Origin of the sequence: Pseudomonas sp. MF5691 (assembly GCF_016405645.1) — a bacterium.
Lineage (GTDB): Bacteria > Pseudomonadota > Gammaproteobacteria > Pseudomonadales > Pseudomonadaceae > Aquipseudomonas > Aquipseudomonas shahriarae.
Genome location: NZ_JAEKDC010000008.1, coordinates 51,643 through 68,899, shown reverse-complemented (window position 1 = coordinate 68,899; position 17,257 = coordinate 51,643). Strand labels below are relative to the sequence as shown.

Annotated in this window: 16 protein-coding genes and 1 tRNA gene; 12 read left to right on the top strand and 5 right to left on the bottom strand. The window is 51.2% G+C overall.

Annotated features, from left to right (window positions below; all coding sequences use genetic code 11):
* Window positions 1–118 precede the first annotated feature (118 nt).
* Together mobC and JFT44_RS13640 are read left to right on the top strand one after the other, a co-directional pair.
* Entirely contained in the window at window positions 119–493 is a 375-nt protein-coding gene (gene mobC / locus JFT44_RS13645) for a plasmid mobilization relaxosome protein MobC (protein WP_033050921.1), read from the top strand.
* Between the two features lie 11 nt (window positions 494–504).
* Window positions 505–2,451, top strand: coding sequence for a relaxase/mobilization nuclease domain-containing protein (locus tag JFT44_RS13640; protein ID WP_161781308.1), 1,947 nt, complete (start codon window positions 505–507; stop codon window positions 2,449–2,451).
* A 15-nt stretch (window positions 2,452–2,466) separates the two neighbouring features.
* Here the strand turns inward: JFT44_RS13640 and JFT44_RS13635 are convergent, their stop codons facing one another.
* From JFT44_RS13635 to JFT44_RS13620, 4 genes are all read right to left on the bottom strand, one after another.
* On the bottom strand, window positions 2,467–2,691 hold the full coding sequence (locus JFT44_RS13635) for a hypothetical protein (protein ID WP_143129380.1): 225 nt from the start codon (window positions 2,689–2,691) through the stop codon (window positions 2,467–2,469).
* Window positions 2,692–3,091: 400 nt separating this feature from the next.
* Entirely contained in the window at window positions 3,092–4,675 is a 1,584-nt protein-coding gene (locus JFT44_RS13630) for a replication endonuclease (RefSeq protein WP_047296348.1), read from the bottom strand.
* Window positions 4,676–5,360: 685 nt separating this feature from the next.
* A complete protein-coding gene (locus JFT44_RS13625) occupies window positions 5,361–5,717 on the bottom strand; it encodes a hypothetical protein (protein WP_143129379.1) in 357 nt (118 codons plus the stop codon).
* Window positions 5,718–6,141: 424 nt separating this feature from the next.
* Window positions 6,142–6,226: transfer RNA gene (locus tag JFT44_RS13620), tRNA-Leu, on the bottom strand.
* A gap of 108 nt (window positions 6,227–6,334) precedes the next feature.
* Here JFT44_RS13620 and queA point away from each other — a divergent pair.
* The 6 genes from queA to JFT44_RS13590 all read left to right on the top strand — a co-directional run bounded on the left by queA (window position 6,335) and on the right by JFT44_RS13590 (window position 12,408).
* Window positions 6,335–7,384, top strand: coding sequence for a tRNA preQ1(34) S-adenosylmethionine ribosyltransferase-isomerase QueA (gene queA / locus JFT44_RS13615; protein ID WP_057437921.1), 1,050 nt, complete (start codon window positions 6,335–6,337; stop codon window positions 7,382–7,384).
* Between the two features lie 5 nt (window positions 7,385–7,389).
* Entirely contained in the window at window positions 7,390–8,505 is a 1,116-nt protein-coding gene (gene tgt, locus JFT44_RS13610; RefSeq protein WP_162947783.1) for a tRNA guanosine(34) transglycosylase Tgt, read from the top strand.
* 43 nt (window positions 8,506–8,548) lie between these two features.
* Complete coding sequence (gene yajC, locus JFT44_RS13605) at window positions 8,549–8,887, top strand: preprotein translocase subunit YajC (protein WP_003175975.1); 339 nt, start codon at window positions 8,549–8,551, stop codon at window positions 8,885–8,887.
* A 62-nt stretch (window positions 8,888–8,949) separates the two neighbouring features.
* The gene (secD, locus tag JFT44_RS13600) at window positions 8,950–10,818 is read left to right on the top strand and encodes a protein translocase subunit SecD (protein WP_057960572.1); all 1,869 of its coding nucleotides are present in this window, start codon (window positions 8,950–8,952) and stop codon (window positions 10,816–10,818) included.
* Window positions 10,819–10,827: 9 nt separating this feature from the next.
* On the top strand, window positions 10,828–11,742 hold the full coding sequence (gene secF / locus JFT44_RS13595) for a protein translocase subunit SecF (protein WP_057960571.1): 915 nt from the start codon (window positions 10,828–10,830) through the stop codon (window positions 11,740–11,742).
* A 123-nt stretch (window positions 11,743–11,865) separates the two neighbouring features.
* Window positions 11,866–12,408, top strand: coding sequence for a glycine zipper 2TM domain-containing protein (locus JFT44_RS13590; RefSeq protein WP_029298576.1), 543 nt, complete (start codon window positions 11,866–11,868; stop codon window positions 12,406–12,408).
* A gap of 203 nt (window positions 12,409–12,611) precedes the next feature.
* Here the strand turns inward: JFT44_RS13590 and suhB are convergent, their stop codons facing one another.
* Window positions 12,612–13,427 carry an inositol-phosphate phosphatase gene (gene suhB / locus JFT44_RS13585; protein WP_003175971.1) on the bottom strand — a complete coding sequence of 272 codons (816 nt, stop codon included), beginning with the start codon at window positions 13,425–13,427 and terminating at the stop codon, window positions 12,612–12,614.
* Window positions 13,428–13,572: 145 nt separating this feature from the next.
* Here suhB and trmJ point away from each other — a divergent pair, with 145 nt between their 5' ends.
* The 4 genes from trmJ (at window position 13,573) to JFT44_RS13565 (ending at window position 17,187) form a co-directional block, all read left to right on the top strand.
* Window positions 13,573–14,343, top strand: coding sequence for a tRNA (cytosine(32)/uridine(32)-2'-O)-methyltransferase TrmJ (gene trmJ, locus JFT44_RS13580; RefSeq protein WP_057960570.1), 771 nt, complete (start codon window positions 13,573–13,575; stop codon window positions 14,341–14,343).
* A gap of 2 nt (window positions 14,344–14,345) precedes the next feature.
* A complete protein-coding gene (gene cysE, locus JFT44_RS13575; RefSeq protein ID WP_057960569.1) occupies window positions 14,346–15,131 on the top strand; it encodes a serine O-acetyltransferase in 786 nt (261 codons plus the stop codon).
* Between the two features lie 299 nt (window positions 15,132–15,430).
* Entirely contained in the window at window positions 15,431–15,922 is a 492-nt protein-coding gene (iscR, locus tag JFT44_RS13570; protein ID WP_038446306.1) for a Fe-S cluster assembly transcriptional regulator IscR, read from the top strand.
* A gap of 50 nt (window positions 15,923–15,972) precedes the next feature.
* Complete coding sequence (locus tag JFT44_RS13565; RefSeq protein WP_057437931.1) at window positions 15,973–17,187, top strand: IscS subfamily cysteine desulfurase; 1,215 nt, start codon at window positions 15,973–15,975, stop codon at window positions 17,185–17,187.
* The last annotated feature ends 70 nt before the right edge of the window (window positions 17,188–17,257 follow it).

Genomic DNA, 17,257 nt, shown 5'->3' with positions numbered 1-17,257 from the left:
ACATTACAGGCGAGCAATGTAAATGTATAGCAAGTTCACTTCGTTCACTTACTAACATTTACGCTCGATTTTTCGCACTACGTTTGAAAAATGTATAGCAATCAATATGGAGGATTGTATGAGTGATAAAGAAAGAAAAAGTAATCAGTTAAATTTTAGACTTCCAAAAGATGATATTCAGCTACTCGAAACACAAAGAGCAGCATTAAAGATGACACAGGTAAAATTTATTTCCCATATTATAAATAATGGAATAAATGAAGTCATAGAAGTATGTAGTCCAAAGTTAAGAGAGGATATAGTCACCATTGAAAAAATATTCAGTCAGATTGGCAATAACCTTAATCAAATAGCAGCAGCGTTGAATTCAGGGAAGCAACCAAACCAAGACATTTTAGATGTTCTGAGCAAATTAGATAAGAACATGGGCGTATTGACAAATAGACTTGAAAGTTTGAAAAAGGAGAAAATAACAATCAAAGGCGATATATGATAAGGAAAAGATTGAGCACCCAGAAAAGCAGGTCAGGAGTATATAAGGCTTCTAAATACTTTCACAAAGATGAGGGATGTGTATTGTTCGAAAGCAACATCTACACACCTATGAACTCATCCAAAAGACAAATTGCGAATGCTATTGCAACATCCATCGAAAATGATGTTGCTGTTAGAACAAAGGGCAGAAAGCAATCAGTTAGAAGTCAGCACGATATGGTCAGCTTTCATACCAATGATAACGTTACCCCTGAACAAGCGAAGCAGATAGTAAAAGAACTCTATGAACAAACGCACAACCTTTCAAATAGAAAGTATGCGTTGGGTGTTCACATTGATACAGATGAGGTTCATGTTCATATTGTGTGGGCTTTAAAAGATTTTAATGGCAAGTGTTACAACGTCAGCAATGACTACCGTGTTATTGAAAGAGAATGTGAAAAGCTTGAACAAAAATACAATCTAATAGTTCCCGAAAATCGAATTTCAAGAGACATGGATGAACTCGACAAAATAAAAGAGCTAACACTGCAAGATAAGAAAGACATTATCAACAAGAAATACAAAGACAAGCATCCATCAACAAAAGAAAGAATGCTTGACGTTCGTGGCGTTATTTCTAACAAGAAACAAATGAAAGACGCTTTGAGTGATTTCCTTAACAATGCTTCCAGCCCATCCGACTTCATCAACCAGATAACCGAGAATGGTTTCAATGTCATTCACAATGGCAAATCATCTTTCTCCATTCAACATGAAGACCAGATATTCAAAGCATCCGAGCTTGGCCTATCTTACAAAACACTTAAAGCGAAACTAGGTGATGACACTGGCTTTGAGCAGACTTTAAAAAATAAGCACAACGTAAAGGAATACGAAAATTGTTCAATCGCTTCAACCGAAGCAGAACCCGACTACATGAAAAAGATTAAACCAAACTCAGTGCTTGCTACTAAGTTCAAGTTTATTCAGCATAGTGACAAGGTTGAATATTTCTATAATTCAGCCAGTAGCAAGAAATCATTCGAGTATTACAAAGACCCATCAAAAGTTTCATTCCATGATTTATCAAGACAGTCAGCAAAGGCTGGCATTCAAAGACTTGTTGCCGACGCCAAACCACCACAATCATTTACAGTGAATGGCCCTGATTACTTCAAGAAGAATGTATGGCTCGAATTTCAGCTAATGGGATTGGAAGCCAAAGGCTTCAAGCTTGAAGGCTACAAACCTACCCCAGCAGATTTAGACGAATTGAAGAAAATTCAGGAGCAATATGCTTCGATGAATAAGAAGGCCGATCCTAAACCGCAACCAGCACCAGAAGCCCCTACGGTGGCCGTAGAAGCACCTAAACCAGTTGAGCCTGTCATGCCTATACCTCTTCAAAAAGCTCCTGAGAAGCCACCAGAGCCTACAAAGCAGGTTGAACAAGAACAGGTAGCACCTACCAACGATGACTTGATTGATGACTTGATGAAAGAGTTTGAGCCATCCAACCCTACACCTGTCGCAGAAGCTCCTACAAAGGCCTTAGAGACACCTACACCAGTAGAGCCTGCCGTAGATGACATTTACGCACCGATGACACCGGAGCCGATTCCAGAGCCTGAAAACCATAAGATTGATGGCGACTATTCAACATATTCGAATGATGAAATTGTTGAAGAATTTGAATGGTTGCAACCGAGACTAACGAAAAGTTTATTTCCGGGCAACAGCACACGAGACATCGCGGGGCATAGAGAAATGGACAACATTCCAGACAATCGTAATGGCATAAAAACTGGAGAGGTTAAGCGTCAATATGAATTAAGACAGAAATTATATAATCTATTTGATGAAATTAAAGAAAGAGACCCGTCAGCCGCAAAACAGCTTGAACAAGCTTTTAAAGCACAGATGGCAAACAAAAGAGCGGTTACGTTTGACTTAAAACCACAGTTAACAAAATAGCCCTATCAGGGCTTTTTATTTGTCTTGGATTTGAAAGTTTCTAATTCCAACTTGTAGCGTTACATCTTTGTTGAACCCGTTAACTTTGCTTACATTTAAGTATTCTTTCATACAATCATTTATAAAGCGTGACAACGGAAATTTGTGAGTATTGGCAATTTCTCTAAATTGATTATGTGTTTCAGCGTCGAGTGTGATGGTGCAAACTTTAAGATTTGCTTTTGCTTTTGGTTTTTTCATTAGTGTCCCTTTCTTATTTATATATATTTATTAGAGCACAAATAAAAGCAAAGTCAAATAAATACATATTTTTCTTGACAAAATTCAGGCACAAAAAAACCAGCATTAGCTGGCTTTGTTATAAGTCCCTTATACATTCGTCTTGATATTCGTAAGGAACTCTACTTTGGTCTACCAGCACCTTGAATGTGTAATCTAATGGGTCAAAAATCAAATGACAAACACTTTTGTCATGTGCATTCTTAACATCTTTATATAAACCATAAAGACCTAGTTTTTTTGTATATTTTAAGATTTCTTTTCTTTTGCTAGTTACCCTTATTAGTTGCATGCTCATAATCTCCTGTTCTTGATAACAATATAACATGCGATTATAAATAATCAATAGATAAGTATTTATTTATTGCAACTCGGCAGCATCAAGCAATGCAGTATCAACAATTTTGTAATTTGCTTTTATATCAATCATTTCTTTTGTGCTCAAATCAATTATGTATTTACCTATTAGTCTTTTTCCGAAAACATCACCGAGCAGGTCATTCTTAAATACTTGTATTTTGCTGTATAGCCTCATTATTTTTAGGTTTCCATTTACAAATATAGAGAACCCAATGAAATCGTTCTTGTCCACAAATGCGAACGCCTTATCAATAACGTCATTCTTGCCTTTCAAGAATGATTTTCTTTTCAGCTCTCTCCACAATGAAAGCGTATTCTTAACGCCGAACATTGCATATCTACGCACAGACCACAGTGCTTGAACTGCTCTAACTTTTTTGTGATTTGAGATTTCCAACTTATCTACATTTAGGACGCCGCCTTTTAACTCGAATTCCAAATTGAATGACTTAGTTAGATACTTCATCACGTATGATGTTGCCTTGCTTTTCTTTGCGTCAATTTCTTCAATTCTTACGGCGTTTTCCGAGTGTCTAAAATGCTTGTTAATCAAGATTACTAATTCGTCATAATGTTTCTTATTAACATACATTAAAGCGTGCTTATGAAAGCACTGGTCTTTGTGAGGTTCGACTGCCCAGAAACCATTCATCTCAATCTTATGTCTATGGATGTCTTTTCTAAAAGCATTCCATAAGCCTTTCAAGTAATCATTGCTATCCTTTGGGGTTGAACCGTCCCAAGAACTAACGCCTTTCGACGGCTTTGGATGAAATCTTGCCGGAGCGGTAAAAGTTATGAAAAGAGGCTTATAGTCAAGTTGTTTGGCATAGGCGTCCAACGATGAGACTTGGATAAATATCTCAGCAAATCTTTGCTTTTCAGTGCTTGCTACTTTCCATAGTGGGATTTTCTTGTTGTTTTCATTAACAAGAGATTTCTTCATTATGTAATCAAGCTGGCTGGCTTCGTCAGCTTCTCTATTGCGAACAACTTCATCACTACAAATCTCAAATGCTCGACCGGAACCAATCAAACCTGAGTGCAGCTTTAAAAGTTCGCTTCTTTGTTTTTGTATTCTTTTTATTTGTGATTTAAGTCTTTTCTCATCAGCAATGTTGATGAGCTTGTCTTTTATAGTTGACCCTTTAATGTCCTTTATTTTGATACCATAACCGATATCCCAATCATTCTTTATGCGTGAAAAAATACTCTCGCCGGATTCATCGTTTTTAAGATTTCTTTGCTTTATTATTAGTTGTTCTTGAATTCTCCCGAAAACAAACTCGATATTTTTGACAATATCGTTCAAGTCGCCAGCAAGAGCATATTTATGCTGTATCTTCCAGCATCTATATTCACTGCAAGTGGTAACCCAATTGAAGTTATCCTTAATATTCATTATTTCTTTGGCCAAGCTTGCACGCTTTCTTTTTGATGAGTTATTTAACTTATTTTCAAGATATTCCTTTGCAGCCATCTTTTTTTCGATAGCTTGCTCAAAAACATACTGTCTTTCACATTCTGCAAAGAAAAATTCGGGAGTAAGATTTTTAAGGATTATGCGTTGTGGAATAAATATCATGCAAATTATTATTGTTTGTTACTAATACAAATACCATGCCGTGCATGATTGTCAAATAAATAAATATTTTTACTTTCTACCCTGAAAAAACTGAATTTTTTAAAAATCAAAAGCGTCCAAAAAAACCTATAAAATCAACTTGCGACACTTATTTAAGAGTTATCCAAGAAGAGCAAAAGCAAAAGCCCGCCCTAACAGGCGAAAAGCATCTGGGTATTGCGAACAAAGTTCGCATATCAAAATCAAAAGCGTAGAACTCAAATTTTTATATTCAATAAATTTTGAGTAGCAAAACTTTCAAAAATCAAAACCTTTGAAATTGCCGTTTTTAGACGATTTACCATCTTGTGCGTATGGTAATACCGGGAATTAAAACACGCCGTTTTTAGCTTGTTTCTGTTGACGCACTAGAAAAGTGCATTGAGTTTTTTCTACGTTTTTTGTCGGTTTTTTGAGTTTCAATTTTCTTGGATAGTCGTTTTTTGGCTTAAAATCAATGAAAAACGTTGTCAATAGAAAACCGAAAATATATTTAAGGTGGGACCTTAATTATCAAATAGAGGTCAACCATATTCTTTAAATTTCACAGAATATGAAATGACCATCCACCGCGTTCATCTGGTAATTTTTCAAGCTTGAACAACTTCAACCGCTAAAAACGACCTAGCAGGCCAATATGTTGTATTCAGTCTTTGGTAGGCAGAACATAACTTGATAGCCCTGTATTCACGTAATTCCAGATTTTTTTTGATATTAAGCCGCGATCTAAAAAATACTCAGCAGCAAATAGAACTCTTGGAGCTAATTGTTTTGCATCTTGTATATGGCCATTGGCTGCCAAGTTAACACAATATCTGGTCACAACTTTTAATGCGACCTCTTCATCATTTATCTCATCACGAACAGCTTCATCAACTATGCTTTTATAATCGGATAGCGAAATAAAATTTGGATTCAACTCGTTATCAACTTTATAGTCTTGCCATAATATCTGTTTGACTATTTCGTAATGCTTCTGTCTATTTTTATAGTGCCCAAACATATTAGTTACCTACACCGATGAACCCAGCGAAATAACACAAACACTAACCCATGGCATGTCATTTTACCATCATGCTTTTTGTCGCTTTTTATGTAGAGGTTTTTGCAGAGCTTAGTGGCAATCTAAATAGTAAATGGTCTGATAATCATTCTTAGGCTAATCCTCACCTGAGTATGAGACACATTCGATCCATGGTTGACCCTTTCCCGCACTGCTGCAGAGCCGCAGCACGTCAAACGGTCTGGATAAGAAGGATAGCTTCAATACACCGTTTCAGGTGTGCAGAGCGAAGCCGAAGCGGACGCCACCGGGAGGCGGTTTTTCCCAAGAAAAGGGTATGAGAAGGGTAGATTTTTTGGATAGAAAAAGGGGTAGAAATTTCTTTCTACCCCTTTTCTAAGTCCTTGATTTACAAGGAAAATTATGGTGCCCCGAGGGAGACTCGAACTCCCACTCCTTTCGAAAACGGATTTTGAATCCGCCGCGTCTACCAATTCCGCCATCAGGGCTCAATGGCGGCGAAGTATAGAGAGGTGATTACCGTTGGTCAATCACGTTTCATGGTCTATTTTCACTATTTCCGCTAGACTTCCCGGCCCTGCTAGACGAACCCCATCATGCGCGTTGCTGACTTTACTTTTGAACTCCCGGATTCGCTGATCGCCCGCCACCCTTTGGCCGAGCGTCGCGCCAGCCGACTGTTGACCCTGGACGGGGTCAGCGGTGCCCTTGCACACCGTCAATTCACTGATTTGCTTGAGCATTTGCGCCCAGGCGATTTGATGGTCTTCAACAATACCCGGGTGATTCCGGCGCGGCTGTTTGGCCAGAAAGCTTCCGGCGGCAAGCTGGAAATTCTCGTCGAGCGGGTGCTGGACAGCCATCGTGTGCTGGCCCATGTGCGCTCCAGCAAGTCGCCGAAACCGGGGTCGAGCATTCTGATTGATGGCGGTGGCGAGGCCGAGATGGTCGCGCGCCATGACGCGCTGTTCGAGCTCAAGTTTGCCGAGGAAGTGTTGCCGCTGCTGGAGCGTGTCGGCCATATGCCGTTGCCTCCTTATATAGACCGTCCCGATGAAGACTCGGACCGCGAGCGCTATCAGACGGTTTACTCCGAACGCCTCGGCGCCGTCGCCGCGCCGACGGCCGGGTTGCATTTTGACCAGCCGCTGCTGGATGCGATTGCCGCCAAGGGTGTCGAGACTGCCTATGTGACCCTGCACGTGGGGGCCGGGACGTTTCAGCCGGTGCGTGTGGAGAACATCGAAGATCACCATATGCACAGCGAATGGCTGGAAGTCAGCCAGGCCGTGGTGGACGCGGTCAACGCCTGCAAGGCGCGCGGTGGGCGGGTGGTCGCAGTGGGCACCACCAGCGTGCGCTCCCTGGAGAGCGCGGCGCGCGATGGCGTGCTCAAGCCGTTCAGTGGCGACACCGACATCTTTATCTACCCAGGCCGGCCGTTTCATGTGGTCGACTGCCTGGTCACCAACTTCCATTTGCCGGAATCCACGCTGTTGATGCTGGTGTCGGCCTTCGCGGGTTATCCCGAAACAATGGCCGCGTATAACGCAGCCATTGACAATGGATACCGCTTTTTCAGCTACGGTGATGCGATGTTTATCACCCGTAATCCGGCGCCGCGCGGCCCAGAGGAACAACTATGAGTCGTATGTCGTTTGAATTATTGGCCACCGACGGCAAGGCCCGTCGCGGCCGCCTGACCTTCCCTCGCGGTACCGTGGAGACCCCGGCGTTCATGCCGGTCGGCACCTACGGCACGGTCAAAGGCATGCTGCCGCGTGACATCGTCGCCACCGGCGCCGAGATCATCCTTGGCAACACCTTCCACCTGTGGCTGCGCCCGGGCACGGAAGTGATCAAGAAGCACGGCGACCTGCATGACTTCATGAAGTGGCAAGGCCCGATCCTGACTGACTCCGGTGGTTTTCAGGTGTTCAGCCTGGGCGCCATGCGCAAGATCAAGGAGGAGGGCGTGACCTTCGCCTCGCCGGTGGACGGTTCCAAGGTGTTCATGGGCCCGGAAGAGTCGATGCAGGTCCAGCGCGACCTGGGCTCCGACATTGTGATGATTTTTGACGAGTGCACGCCGTACCCGGCCGATGAAGACGTGGCGCGGATCTCCATGGAGCTGTCGTTGCGCTGGGCCCAGCGCTCGAAGAATGCCCACGGCGAAAACACGGCGGCGTTGTTTGGTATCGTTCAGGGCGGTATGCACGAAAGCCTGCGCAAGCGCTCGCTGGAAGGCCTGGACAAGATCGGCTTTGATGGCCTGGCCATTGGCGGTCTGTCGGTGGGCGAGCCCAAGCATGAAATGATCAAGGTGCTGGACTACCTGCCAGGCCTGATGCCTTCTGACAAACCTCGTTACCTTATGGGCGTTGGCAAACCAGAAGATCTCGTAGAGGGTGTGCGCCGCGGTGTGGACATGTTCGATTGCGTGATGCCAACCCGTAATGCCCGCAATGGGCATCTGTTCATTGATACAGGCGTGCTGAAGATCCGTAACGCGTTCCATCGCCATGATGATTCGCCGCTGGATCCCACCTGTGATTGCTACACCTGCCAGAACTTCTCCCGTGCTTATCTGCACCATCTGGACAAATGCGGGGAAATGCTGGGTAGCATGTTGAATACCATCCACAATTTGCGTCACTACCAAGTCCTGATGGCTGGTTTGCGCGAGGCTATTCAACAGGGTACATTGGCCGCCTTTGTCGATGCCTTCTATGCCAAGCGCGGGCTGCCCGTGCCGCCCTTGGACTGAGTTTCCCGACCCTAAGATTCACTATTTGCAACTGGAGTGCTAAATGAGCTTTTTTATCTCTAACGCTATGGCTGACGCCGCTGCACCGGCCGCTGCCGGTCCTATGGGCGGTGGTTTCGAGTGGATTTTCCTGGTCGGCTTCCTGGTCATCTTCTACCTGATGATCTGGCGCCCACAGGCCAAGCGCGCCAAAGAGCAGAAAAACCTGCTGGGTAGCCTGCAAAAAGGCGACGAAGTGGTCACCACCGGCGGTATCGCTGGCAAGATCACCAAGGTTTCCGATGCTTTCGTGGTACTGGAAGTCTCCGACACCGTTGAAATGAAGTTCCAGAAAGGCGCCATTGCCGCCACGCTGCCAAAAGGCACGCTCAAAGCGATCTGAGTAACAACTTTTACCAATCGACGGGGCGCGCAAGGCGCCCCGCGTCATAAGCGGGCGGCGTGATGCTGAACAAATACCCTCTGTGGAAATACGTACTGATCCTGGCGGTGCTGGCGATCGGCTTTATTTATTCCGCTCCCAATCTCTATCCTGATGACCCGGCGATCCAGATCACCGGTGCCAGCACTTCGCTGCAGGTCAATCAGGCTGACCTGGACCGTGCGAGCAAGGCGCTCATCGACGCGGGTATCCAGGTTAAAGCGGCAACATTGGCAGCTGATGCGAAGGGCGGTTTGCTGCGCCTGACCAAGCAAGAAGACCAATTGCCGGCCAAGGATGTTGTACGCAAGGTCATGGGTGATGACTACGTCGTTGCACTGAACCTGGCTCAGACCACGCCAAAATGGCTGAGCAGCATTGGCGCGCATCCCATGAAGCTGGGTCTGGACTTGTCCGGTGGTGTGCACTTCCTGTTGGAAGTGGACATGGACAAAGCCCTCGACGCACGCATGAAAGTCTACGAAGGCGATGTGAAGAGCCTGTTGCGTAAAGAGCGCCTGCGTTATCGCAGCCTGCCGCAGCTCAATGGTGCCATCCAGCTGGGTTTTGCTGACGAAGCAAGCCGCGAACAGGCCCGTGCACTGATCCGCAAAAACTTCAACGATTTCGACATTGTTCCGGCCGACCTCAATGGTCAGGCGGTACTGCGTCTGGCGATGACCCCGGCTAAGCTGGCGGAAATCCGTGAATACTCCATCAAGCAGAACTTGACCACGGTACGTAACCGCGTCAACGAGCTGGGTGTGGCCGAGCCTCTGGTTCAGCGCCAGGGTGCCAATCGCATCGTGGTTGAGCTGCCGGGCGTGCAGGATACTGCTGAAGCCAAGCGCATCCTCGGCAAGACTGCCAACCTGGAGTTCCGCCTGGCGGCCGAGCCGGGTGCTTCCAGGGCCACTTCCGAAACCTTCGAGTTCCGCGAGGGCAACCGCCCAGCCGCGCAGATCGAGCGTAGCCTGATCATCACCGGTGACCAGGTGACGGATGCCAAGGCTGGTTTCGGCGAGCACGGCACGCCTGAAGTGAACATCCGTCTGGATGGTCATGGTGGCGAACTGATGAACCGCGCCACGCGCAGCAACGTCGGTCGCAGCATGGCGGTGATCTTCATCGAGCAACGCCCGGTGACCACCTACACCAAGCAAATGGTCAATGGCGTCGAGAAAGACGTGGCGGTACAGACCTTCAAGGAAGAGAAGAAGATCATCAGCCTGGCGACCATCCAGTCGCCTCTGGGTGCTCAATTCCGCATCACCGGCCTGAACGGCCAGGGTGAGTCTTCCGAGCTGGCGCTGCTGTTGCGTGCCGGTGGCCTGGCGGCACCGATGTACTTCGCCGAGGAGCGCACCATTGGTCCAAGCCTGGGTGCTGACAACATCACCAAGGGTGTCGATGCGGCGCTGTGGGGCATGCTGTTCGTTTCGCTGTTCATCATTGCCATCTACCGCTTCTTCGGCGTCATCGCCACCGTAGCCCTGGCGGGCAACATGGTGATGCTGCTGGCCCTGATGTCGCTGCTGGGGGCTACACTGACCCTGCCGGGTATCGCCGGTATCGTGCTGACCATGGGTATGGCGGTAGACGCCAACGTGCTGATCTTCTCGCGGATTCGTGAAGAGATTGCAGCGGGCATGAGCGTGCAGCGGGCAATCAACGAAGGCTTCGGCCGGGCATTTACCGCGATTCTCGACTCCAACCTGACCACATTGCTGGTCGGCGGGATTCTCTTTGCCATGGGCACCGGCCCGGTCAAGGGTTTTGCGGTGACCATGTCCCTCGGTATCTTTACCTCGATGTTCACGGCCATTTTGGTGACCCGCGCAATGGTCAACCTGACCTTTGGCGGGCGTGACTTCAAGAAGTTGTGGATTTAAGGGGCTGCCATGTTACGTACAATCAACTTCATGGGCGTTCGCAACGTTGCGTTCGGCGTCACTGTGCTCCTTACCGTCCTGGCGCTGTTCAGCTGGTTCCATAAGGGGTTGAACTACGGCCTGGACTTCACCGGCGGTACGCTCATCGAGCTGACCTACGAGAAACCGGCCGACGTCACCAAGGTGCGTGCCCAACTGAACGAGGCCGGGTATGACGAGGCGATCGTGCAGAGCTTTGGTGCGACCACCGACCTGCTGGTGCGGATGCCCGGTGAAGACCCGCAACTGGGTCACCAGGTAGCTGAGGCCTTGCTCAAGGTCGGTGGCGACAACCCGGCTTCGGTCAAGCGCGTCGAGTTCGTCGGCCCGCAGGTGGGTGAAGAGCTGCGCGACCAGGGCGGCCTCGGCATGCTGATGGCGCTGGCCGGCATCATGGTCTACCTGGCGTTCCGCTTTCAGTGGAAGTTCGGCGTCGGTGCCATTATCTCGCTGATCCACGACGTGATCGTGACCGTGGGTATCCTGGCGTACTTCCAGATCACCTTCGACCTGACGGTACTGGCGGCGGTGCTGGCGATCATTGGTTACTCTTTGAACGACACCATCGTGGTATTCGACCGGGTTCGCGAGAACTTCCGGGTGCTGCGCAAGGCGACGTTGATCGAGAACATCAACATCTCCACCACCCAGACCCTGCTGCGTACCATGGCGACGTCGATCTCCACCTTGCTGGCGATTGGCGCGCTGATGATCTTCGGTGGCGACAACCTGTGGGGCTTCTCCCTGGCGCTGTTCATCGGCGTCCTGGCAGGTACCTACTCGTCGATCTACATCGCCAACGTGGTGCTGATCTGGCTGAACCTCAACAGCGAAGACCTGATTCCTCCTGTTGCGACAGACAAGGAGGTCGACGAGCGCCCTTGATGGGTTTTTGTTGATCGGCTGTTACAAAGAAGGCGCGAGTATTGAACTCGCGCCTTTTTTTTTGCTCCAAGGCTGGGTATAGCGCGGACGTTTCAGTCCGCTTGTGATGGTCAGGAGGTTCACGTGAACAAGTCGTTACTGGTTGGTGCGGTATTGGGTGCTGTCGGTGTGACTGCCGGGGGTGCTGTCGCCACCTACAGCCTGGTAAAAAGCGGCCCTGAGTATGCGCAAGTGCTGGCAGTGCAGCCGGTCAAGACCCAGATCAAAACCCCGCGTGAGGTCTGCAAGGACGTCACCGTAACCCGGCAGCGTCCGGTGCAGGATCAGCATCAAATCGCTGGTACCGTGGTCGGCGCCCTGGCAGGTGGTCTGCTGGGTAACCAGATCGGTGGCGGTACAGGCAAGAAGATTGCCACCGTAGCTGGCGCAGTCGGTGGTGGTTATGCCGGTAACAAGGTTCAGGAAGGCATGCAGAACCGTGATACCTACACCACCACCCAGACGCGCTGTAATACCGTCAACGACATCAGCGACAAGGTTGTCGGGTATGACGTGCGTTACAACCTGGATGGCAAGGAAGGATCGGTGCGCATGGAGCGTGATCCGGGTAGCCAGATTCCAGTGGATAAAGAAGGGCGTTTGATCTTGGGCCAAAATCAACAGTAATCCCAGGCCTGGCGCAGCTCAAAATGTGGGAGCGGGCTTGCCCGCGATGGCGGTGAATCAGTCAAATGTGTCTAACCAGGCACTCCGCTATCGCGGGCAAGCCCGCTCCCATATTTGATTTGTGTTGTCGCTGAAAGCGAGGCATGGCCAAATCCCAGGCATAAAAAAAGCACCCCGAGGGGTGCTTTTTTGTGCTCGCTCGCTTAACGCTTCAGCGAAGCCGGCAGGTGCGGCTGGATCGCCGTCAGGACTGCCTTGAAGCATTTGGTGTTGCCTGCTACCACGTGACCCTTCTCCAGGAAGTCGTGACCGCCGGTGAAGTCGCTCACCAGGCCGCCGGCTTCTTGAATCAGCAGGGCGCCTGCGGCCATGTCCCACTCGGACAGGCCCGACTCCCAGAACGCATCAAAACGACCGGCGGCAACGTATGCCAGGTCCAGGCTGGCGGCGCCGGCGCGGCGGATGCCGGCGGTCTGGCCAACCAGGGCGCGGAACATGCCCAGGTAGTTTTCCAGGTTGTCCATCTGGTCGTCACGGAACGGAAAGCCGGTGCCCAGCAGGGCGCCGTCCAGGCTGGTGCGACCGCTGACACGCAGGCGACGACCGTTCAACTGGGCGCCACGGCCACGGCTGGCGGTGAATTCTTCCTGGCGAACCGGGTCCAGCACGACGGCGTGTTCCAGGCGGCCACGGTATTTGCAGGCAATGCTCACGGCAAAGTGTGGGATGCCGCGCAGGAAGTTGGTGGTGCCATCCAGTGGGTCGATGATCCACAGGTAGTCTTCGCCTTCGCCGCTACCTTTGTGCAGGCCGGTTTCTTCACCGAGGATGCCGTGGGTAGGGTAGGCCTTGCGCAGGGCGTCGATGATTTTCTGTTCGGCGGCGCGATCCACCTCGGATACATAATCCTTGGCGTCTTTTTCGTCGACCTTGATGGTATCCAGGCGCTCGATGGAGCGGAAGATCAATTCACTGGCGCTGCGGGCGGCGCGCAGCGCGATATTCAGCATGGGCTGCATGGATGTGTCACCTAAGGTTGTTAAAGAAAGCCGGGCATTCTAGCAGAAACTTTCTTCAGGTGAAGGACGACGTTCGCTTTCATGGCATAACCTTAGGCTGTTCTGTAATATTTGCCCCCCTTTCCCATGTCCGAGAGCGCCTCCCTTGCTGCAAAACATTCGTGTCGTCCTCGTCAATACCAGTCACCCCGGCAATATCGGCGGGGTGGCGCGGGCCATGAAAAACATGGGGCTGACGCGCCTGGTGCTGGTGGAGCCACGGGTGTTCCCGCACCACGAAGCTGACGCTCGTGCCTCAGGCGCCAATGACATCCTGGAAAAAGCCCAGGTTGTCGCCACCCTGGAAGACGCCCTGGTCGGTTGCAACCTGGTGCTCGGCACCAGTGCTCGTGACCGGCGCATCCCCTGGCCGCTGCTCGATCCCCGCGAGTGCGGGGCCAAAGTGGTCGAAGAGGCTGCTGGCGGTGCTGAAATCGCTCTGGTATTTGGCCGTGAAGACTCCGGCCTGACCAATGACGAGCTGCAGCGATGTCATTATCACGTGCACATTCCATCAGACCCTGAATTCAGCTCGCTGAACCTCGGGGCAGCCGTGCAGGTGTTGAGTTATGAAGTGCGCATGGCCTGGCTGGCAGCACAAGGCCAGCCGAGCAAGATGGAGAAGGACGAGGTCGCATCCACCAAAAGTGGTGAATTGGCCACCATGGATGAACTGGAACGGTTCTATGAACACCTGGAGCAGACCCTGGTGGCCATTGAATTCCTTGATCCGGAAAAACCACGGCACTTGATGGCGCGCCTGCGCCGGCTGTATGGGCGCAGCTCGGTCAGCCGGGCAGAGATGAATATATTGCGTGGCATCCTCACGGAAACCCAGAAAGCGGCCCGTGGCGAGCTTCTTAAGCGGAAGGATTAAAAATGTTCGAGCGTTTGCGAGAAGATATCCAGAGTGTTTTCCATCGTGACCCGGCGGCGCGCAACGCCTTTGAAGTGCTGACCTGCTACCCGGGCATGCACGCGATCTGGATTCACCGCTTGTCCGGTGCCTTGTGGGGCATGGGCTGGAAGTGGCTGGCGCGGCTGGTGTCGAACTTTGGTCGCTGGCTGACCGGGATCGAGATTCATCCGGGGGCCAAGGTCGGTCGTCGCTTCTTCATCGATCACGGCATGGGCATCGTTATTGGTGAGACCGCCGAAATTGGTGATGACGTGACCTTGTATCAAGGCGTGACGCTGGGCGGTACCACCTGGAACAAGGGTAAACGTCACCCAACCCTGGAAAACGGTGTAGTGGTAGGGGCGGGCGCCAAGGTGTTGGGGCCGTTTACCGTGGGTGCCGGTGCCAAGGTTGGTTCCAATGCGGTGGTGACCAAGGCGGTGCCACCGGGCGCAACCGTGGTGGGCATTCCTGGGCGGATCATCGTCAAGCCGGAAGTCGGCGATGAGCAGGAGGCCAAGCGCAAGGCCATGGCCGAGAAGATCGGCTTCGACGCCTATGGCGTCAGCGAAGACATGCCGGACCCGGTGGCTCGCGCCATCGGCCAGTTGCTCGACCACCTGCAGGCGGTGGATGGCAAGCTGGACGGGATGTGCGGCGCGCTGAAGGATCTGGGTAGTCCTTACTGTGCGAAAGATCTCCCTGAGTTGCGCGAAGAGGACTTCGCTGAGATCAAGGATGAGGCCGGTGCCACCAAGGCTGGTTAGGTTTTAAGTCCGATAAAATGCCCTGTGGGAGCTGGCGTGCCTGCGATAGCAGTCTGCCAGTCACCCCTTGGGCTGCTGATCCACCCCTATCGCAGGCAAGCCAGCTCCCCCATTTGATCTCCATTGGTCTTGAGATTGAGCCCTGGCCCTGTTCCTGCTGTTCGATCCCACCCCATCCTGCTATGATTCGCGCGCCCTTTTTACGGGTATTCCTGACTAAAGTACTAGGTCTTATAGTTGACTTAAATACTCGGGAATCGCATACTTGCTCCCATTCTGAAACACCTTGGTACTTGTCCATGAGACTGACTACAAAAGGCCGATATGCGGTGACCGCCATGCTCGATCTGGCCCTGCACGCGCAAAACGGGCCGGTGTCCCTGGCCGATATCTCCGAGCGCCAAGGCATTTCCCTGTCTTACCTTGAGCAGCTGTTCGCCAAGCTGCGCCGCAGCAACCTGGTTTCCAGTGTGCGTGGCCCGGGTGGCGGTTATCAGTTGTCCCGCGATATGCAGGGCATCCAGGTGGCCCAGGTGATCGACGCGGTCAATGAGTCCGTCGATGCTACCAAGTGCCAGGGCCTGGGTGATTGCCATGCCGGCGACACCTGCCTGACACACCACTTGTGGTGTGACCTGAGCCTGCAGATCCATGAGTTTTTGAGTGGTATCAGCTTGGCTGATCTTGTGACTCGCCGTGAGGTGCAGGAAGTAGCCCAGCGTCAGGACCAGCGCCGATGCAACACCAAGGTGCCGCGTCTGGACAAGATTGAAGCGTCCGCCGTCGAGTGACAGCCGAAGAGCTAACGGCACGCCAGCCAGCCTGATTTAGGAGAAAGTCCATGAAATTGCCGATTTACCTTGATTACTCAGCGACCACCCCGGTTGATCCGCGTGTCGCGCAAAAGATGAGCGAATGCCTGCTGGTTGACGGAAACTTCGGCAACCCGGCCTCCCGTTCCCACGTTTTCGGCTGGAAGGCCGAGGAAGCGGTGGAAAACGCTCGTCGCCAGGTCGCCGACCTGGTCAATGCCGACCCGCGTGAAATCGTCTGGACCTCCGGTGCCACCGAGTCCGACAACCTGGCAATCAAGGGCGCCGCGCATTTCTACGCGACCAAGGGCAAGCACCTGATCACCACCAAGATTGAGCACAAGGCTGTCCTCGACACCATGCGCCAACTGGAGCGTGAAGGTTTCGAGGTTACTTACCTCGAGCCCACCACCGACGGTATCGTCACCCCGGCAATGATCGAAGCCGCGATGCGTGAAGACACCATCCTGGTTTCCGTGATCCACGTGAACAACGAAATCGGCACCATCAACGACATCGCCGCCATCGGCGAGCTGACCCGCTCCAAAGGCGTGTTGCTGCATGTCGATGCTGCCCAGTCCACCGGCAAGGTCGATATCGACCTGTCCAAGCTGAAAGTCGACCTGATGTCGTTCTCGGCCCACAAGACCTACGGCCCTAAAGGCATTGGCGCGCTGTACGTGAGCCGCAAGCCTCGCGTCCGTATCGAAGCCACCATGCACGGCGGCGGTCACGAGCGCGGCATGCGCTCGGGCACCCTGGCGACCCACCAGATCGTCGGCATGGGCGAAGCCTTCCGTGTAGCCAAAGAAGACATGGCTGCCGAAAATGTGCGCATCAAGGCTCTCAGCGATCGCTTCTACAAGCAGGTCGAGAACCTTGAAGAGCTGTACATCAACGGCAGCATGACCGCCCGTGTACCGCACAACCTGAATTTGAGCTTCAACTACGTCGAGGGCGAGTCGCTGATCATGGCGCTCAAGGATCTGGCGGTTTCGTCCGGTTCGGCCTGCACCTCGGCTTCCCTTGAGCCGTCCTACGTCCTGCGCGCCCTGGGCCGCAACGACGAGTTGGCGCACAGCTCGATCCGCTTTACGTTCGGCCGTTTCACCACCGAAGAAGAAGTCGACTACGCAGCGCAGAAAGTCTGCGAAGCGGTCACCAAGCTGCGCACTCTGTCGCCGCTGTGGGACATGTACAAAGACGGTGTCGATATTTCCAAGATCGAGTGGGCGGCACACTAAATATAGAAGCCGCCACCCAAGCTCTGTAGGAACGTGGCGGAAAACGCAGGCGTTTCTACAGGGTTCCAGA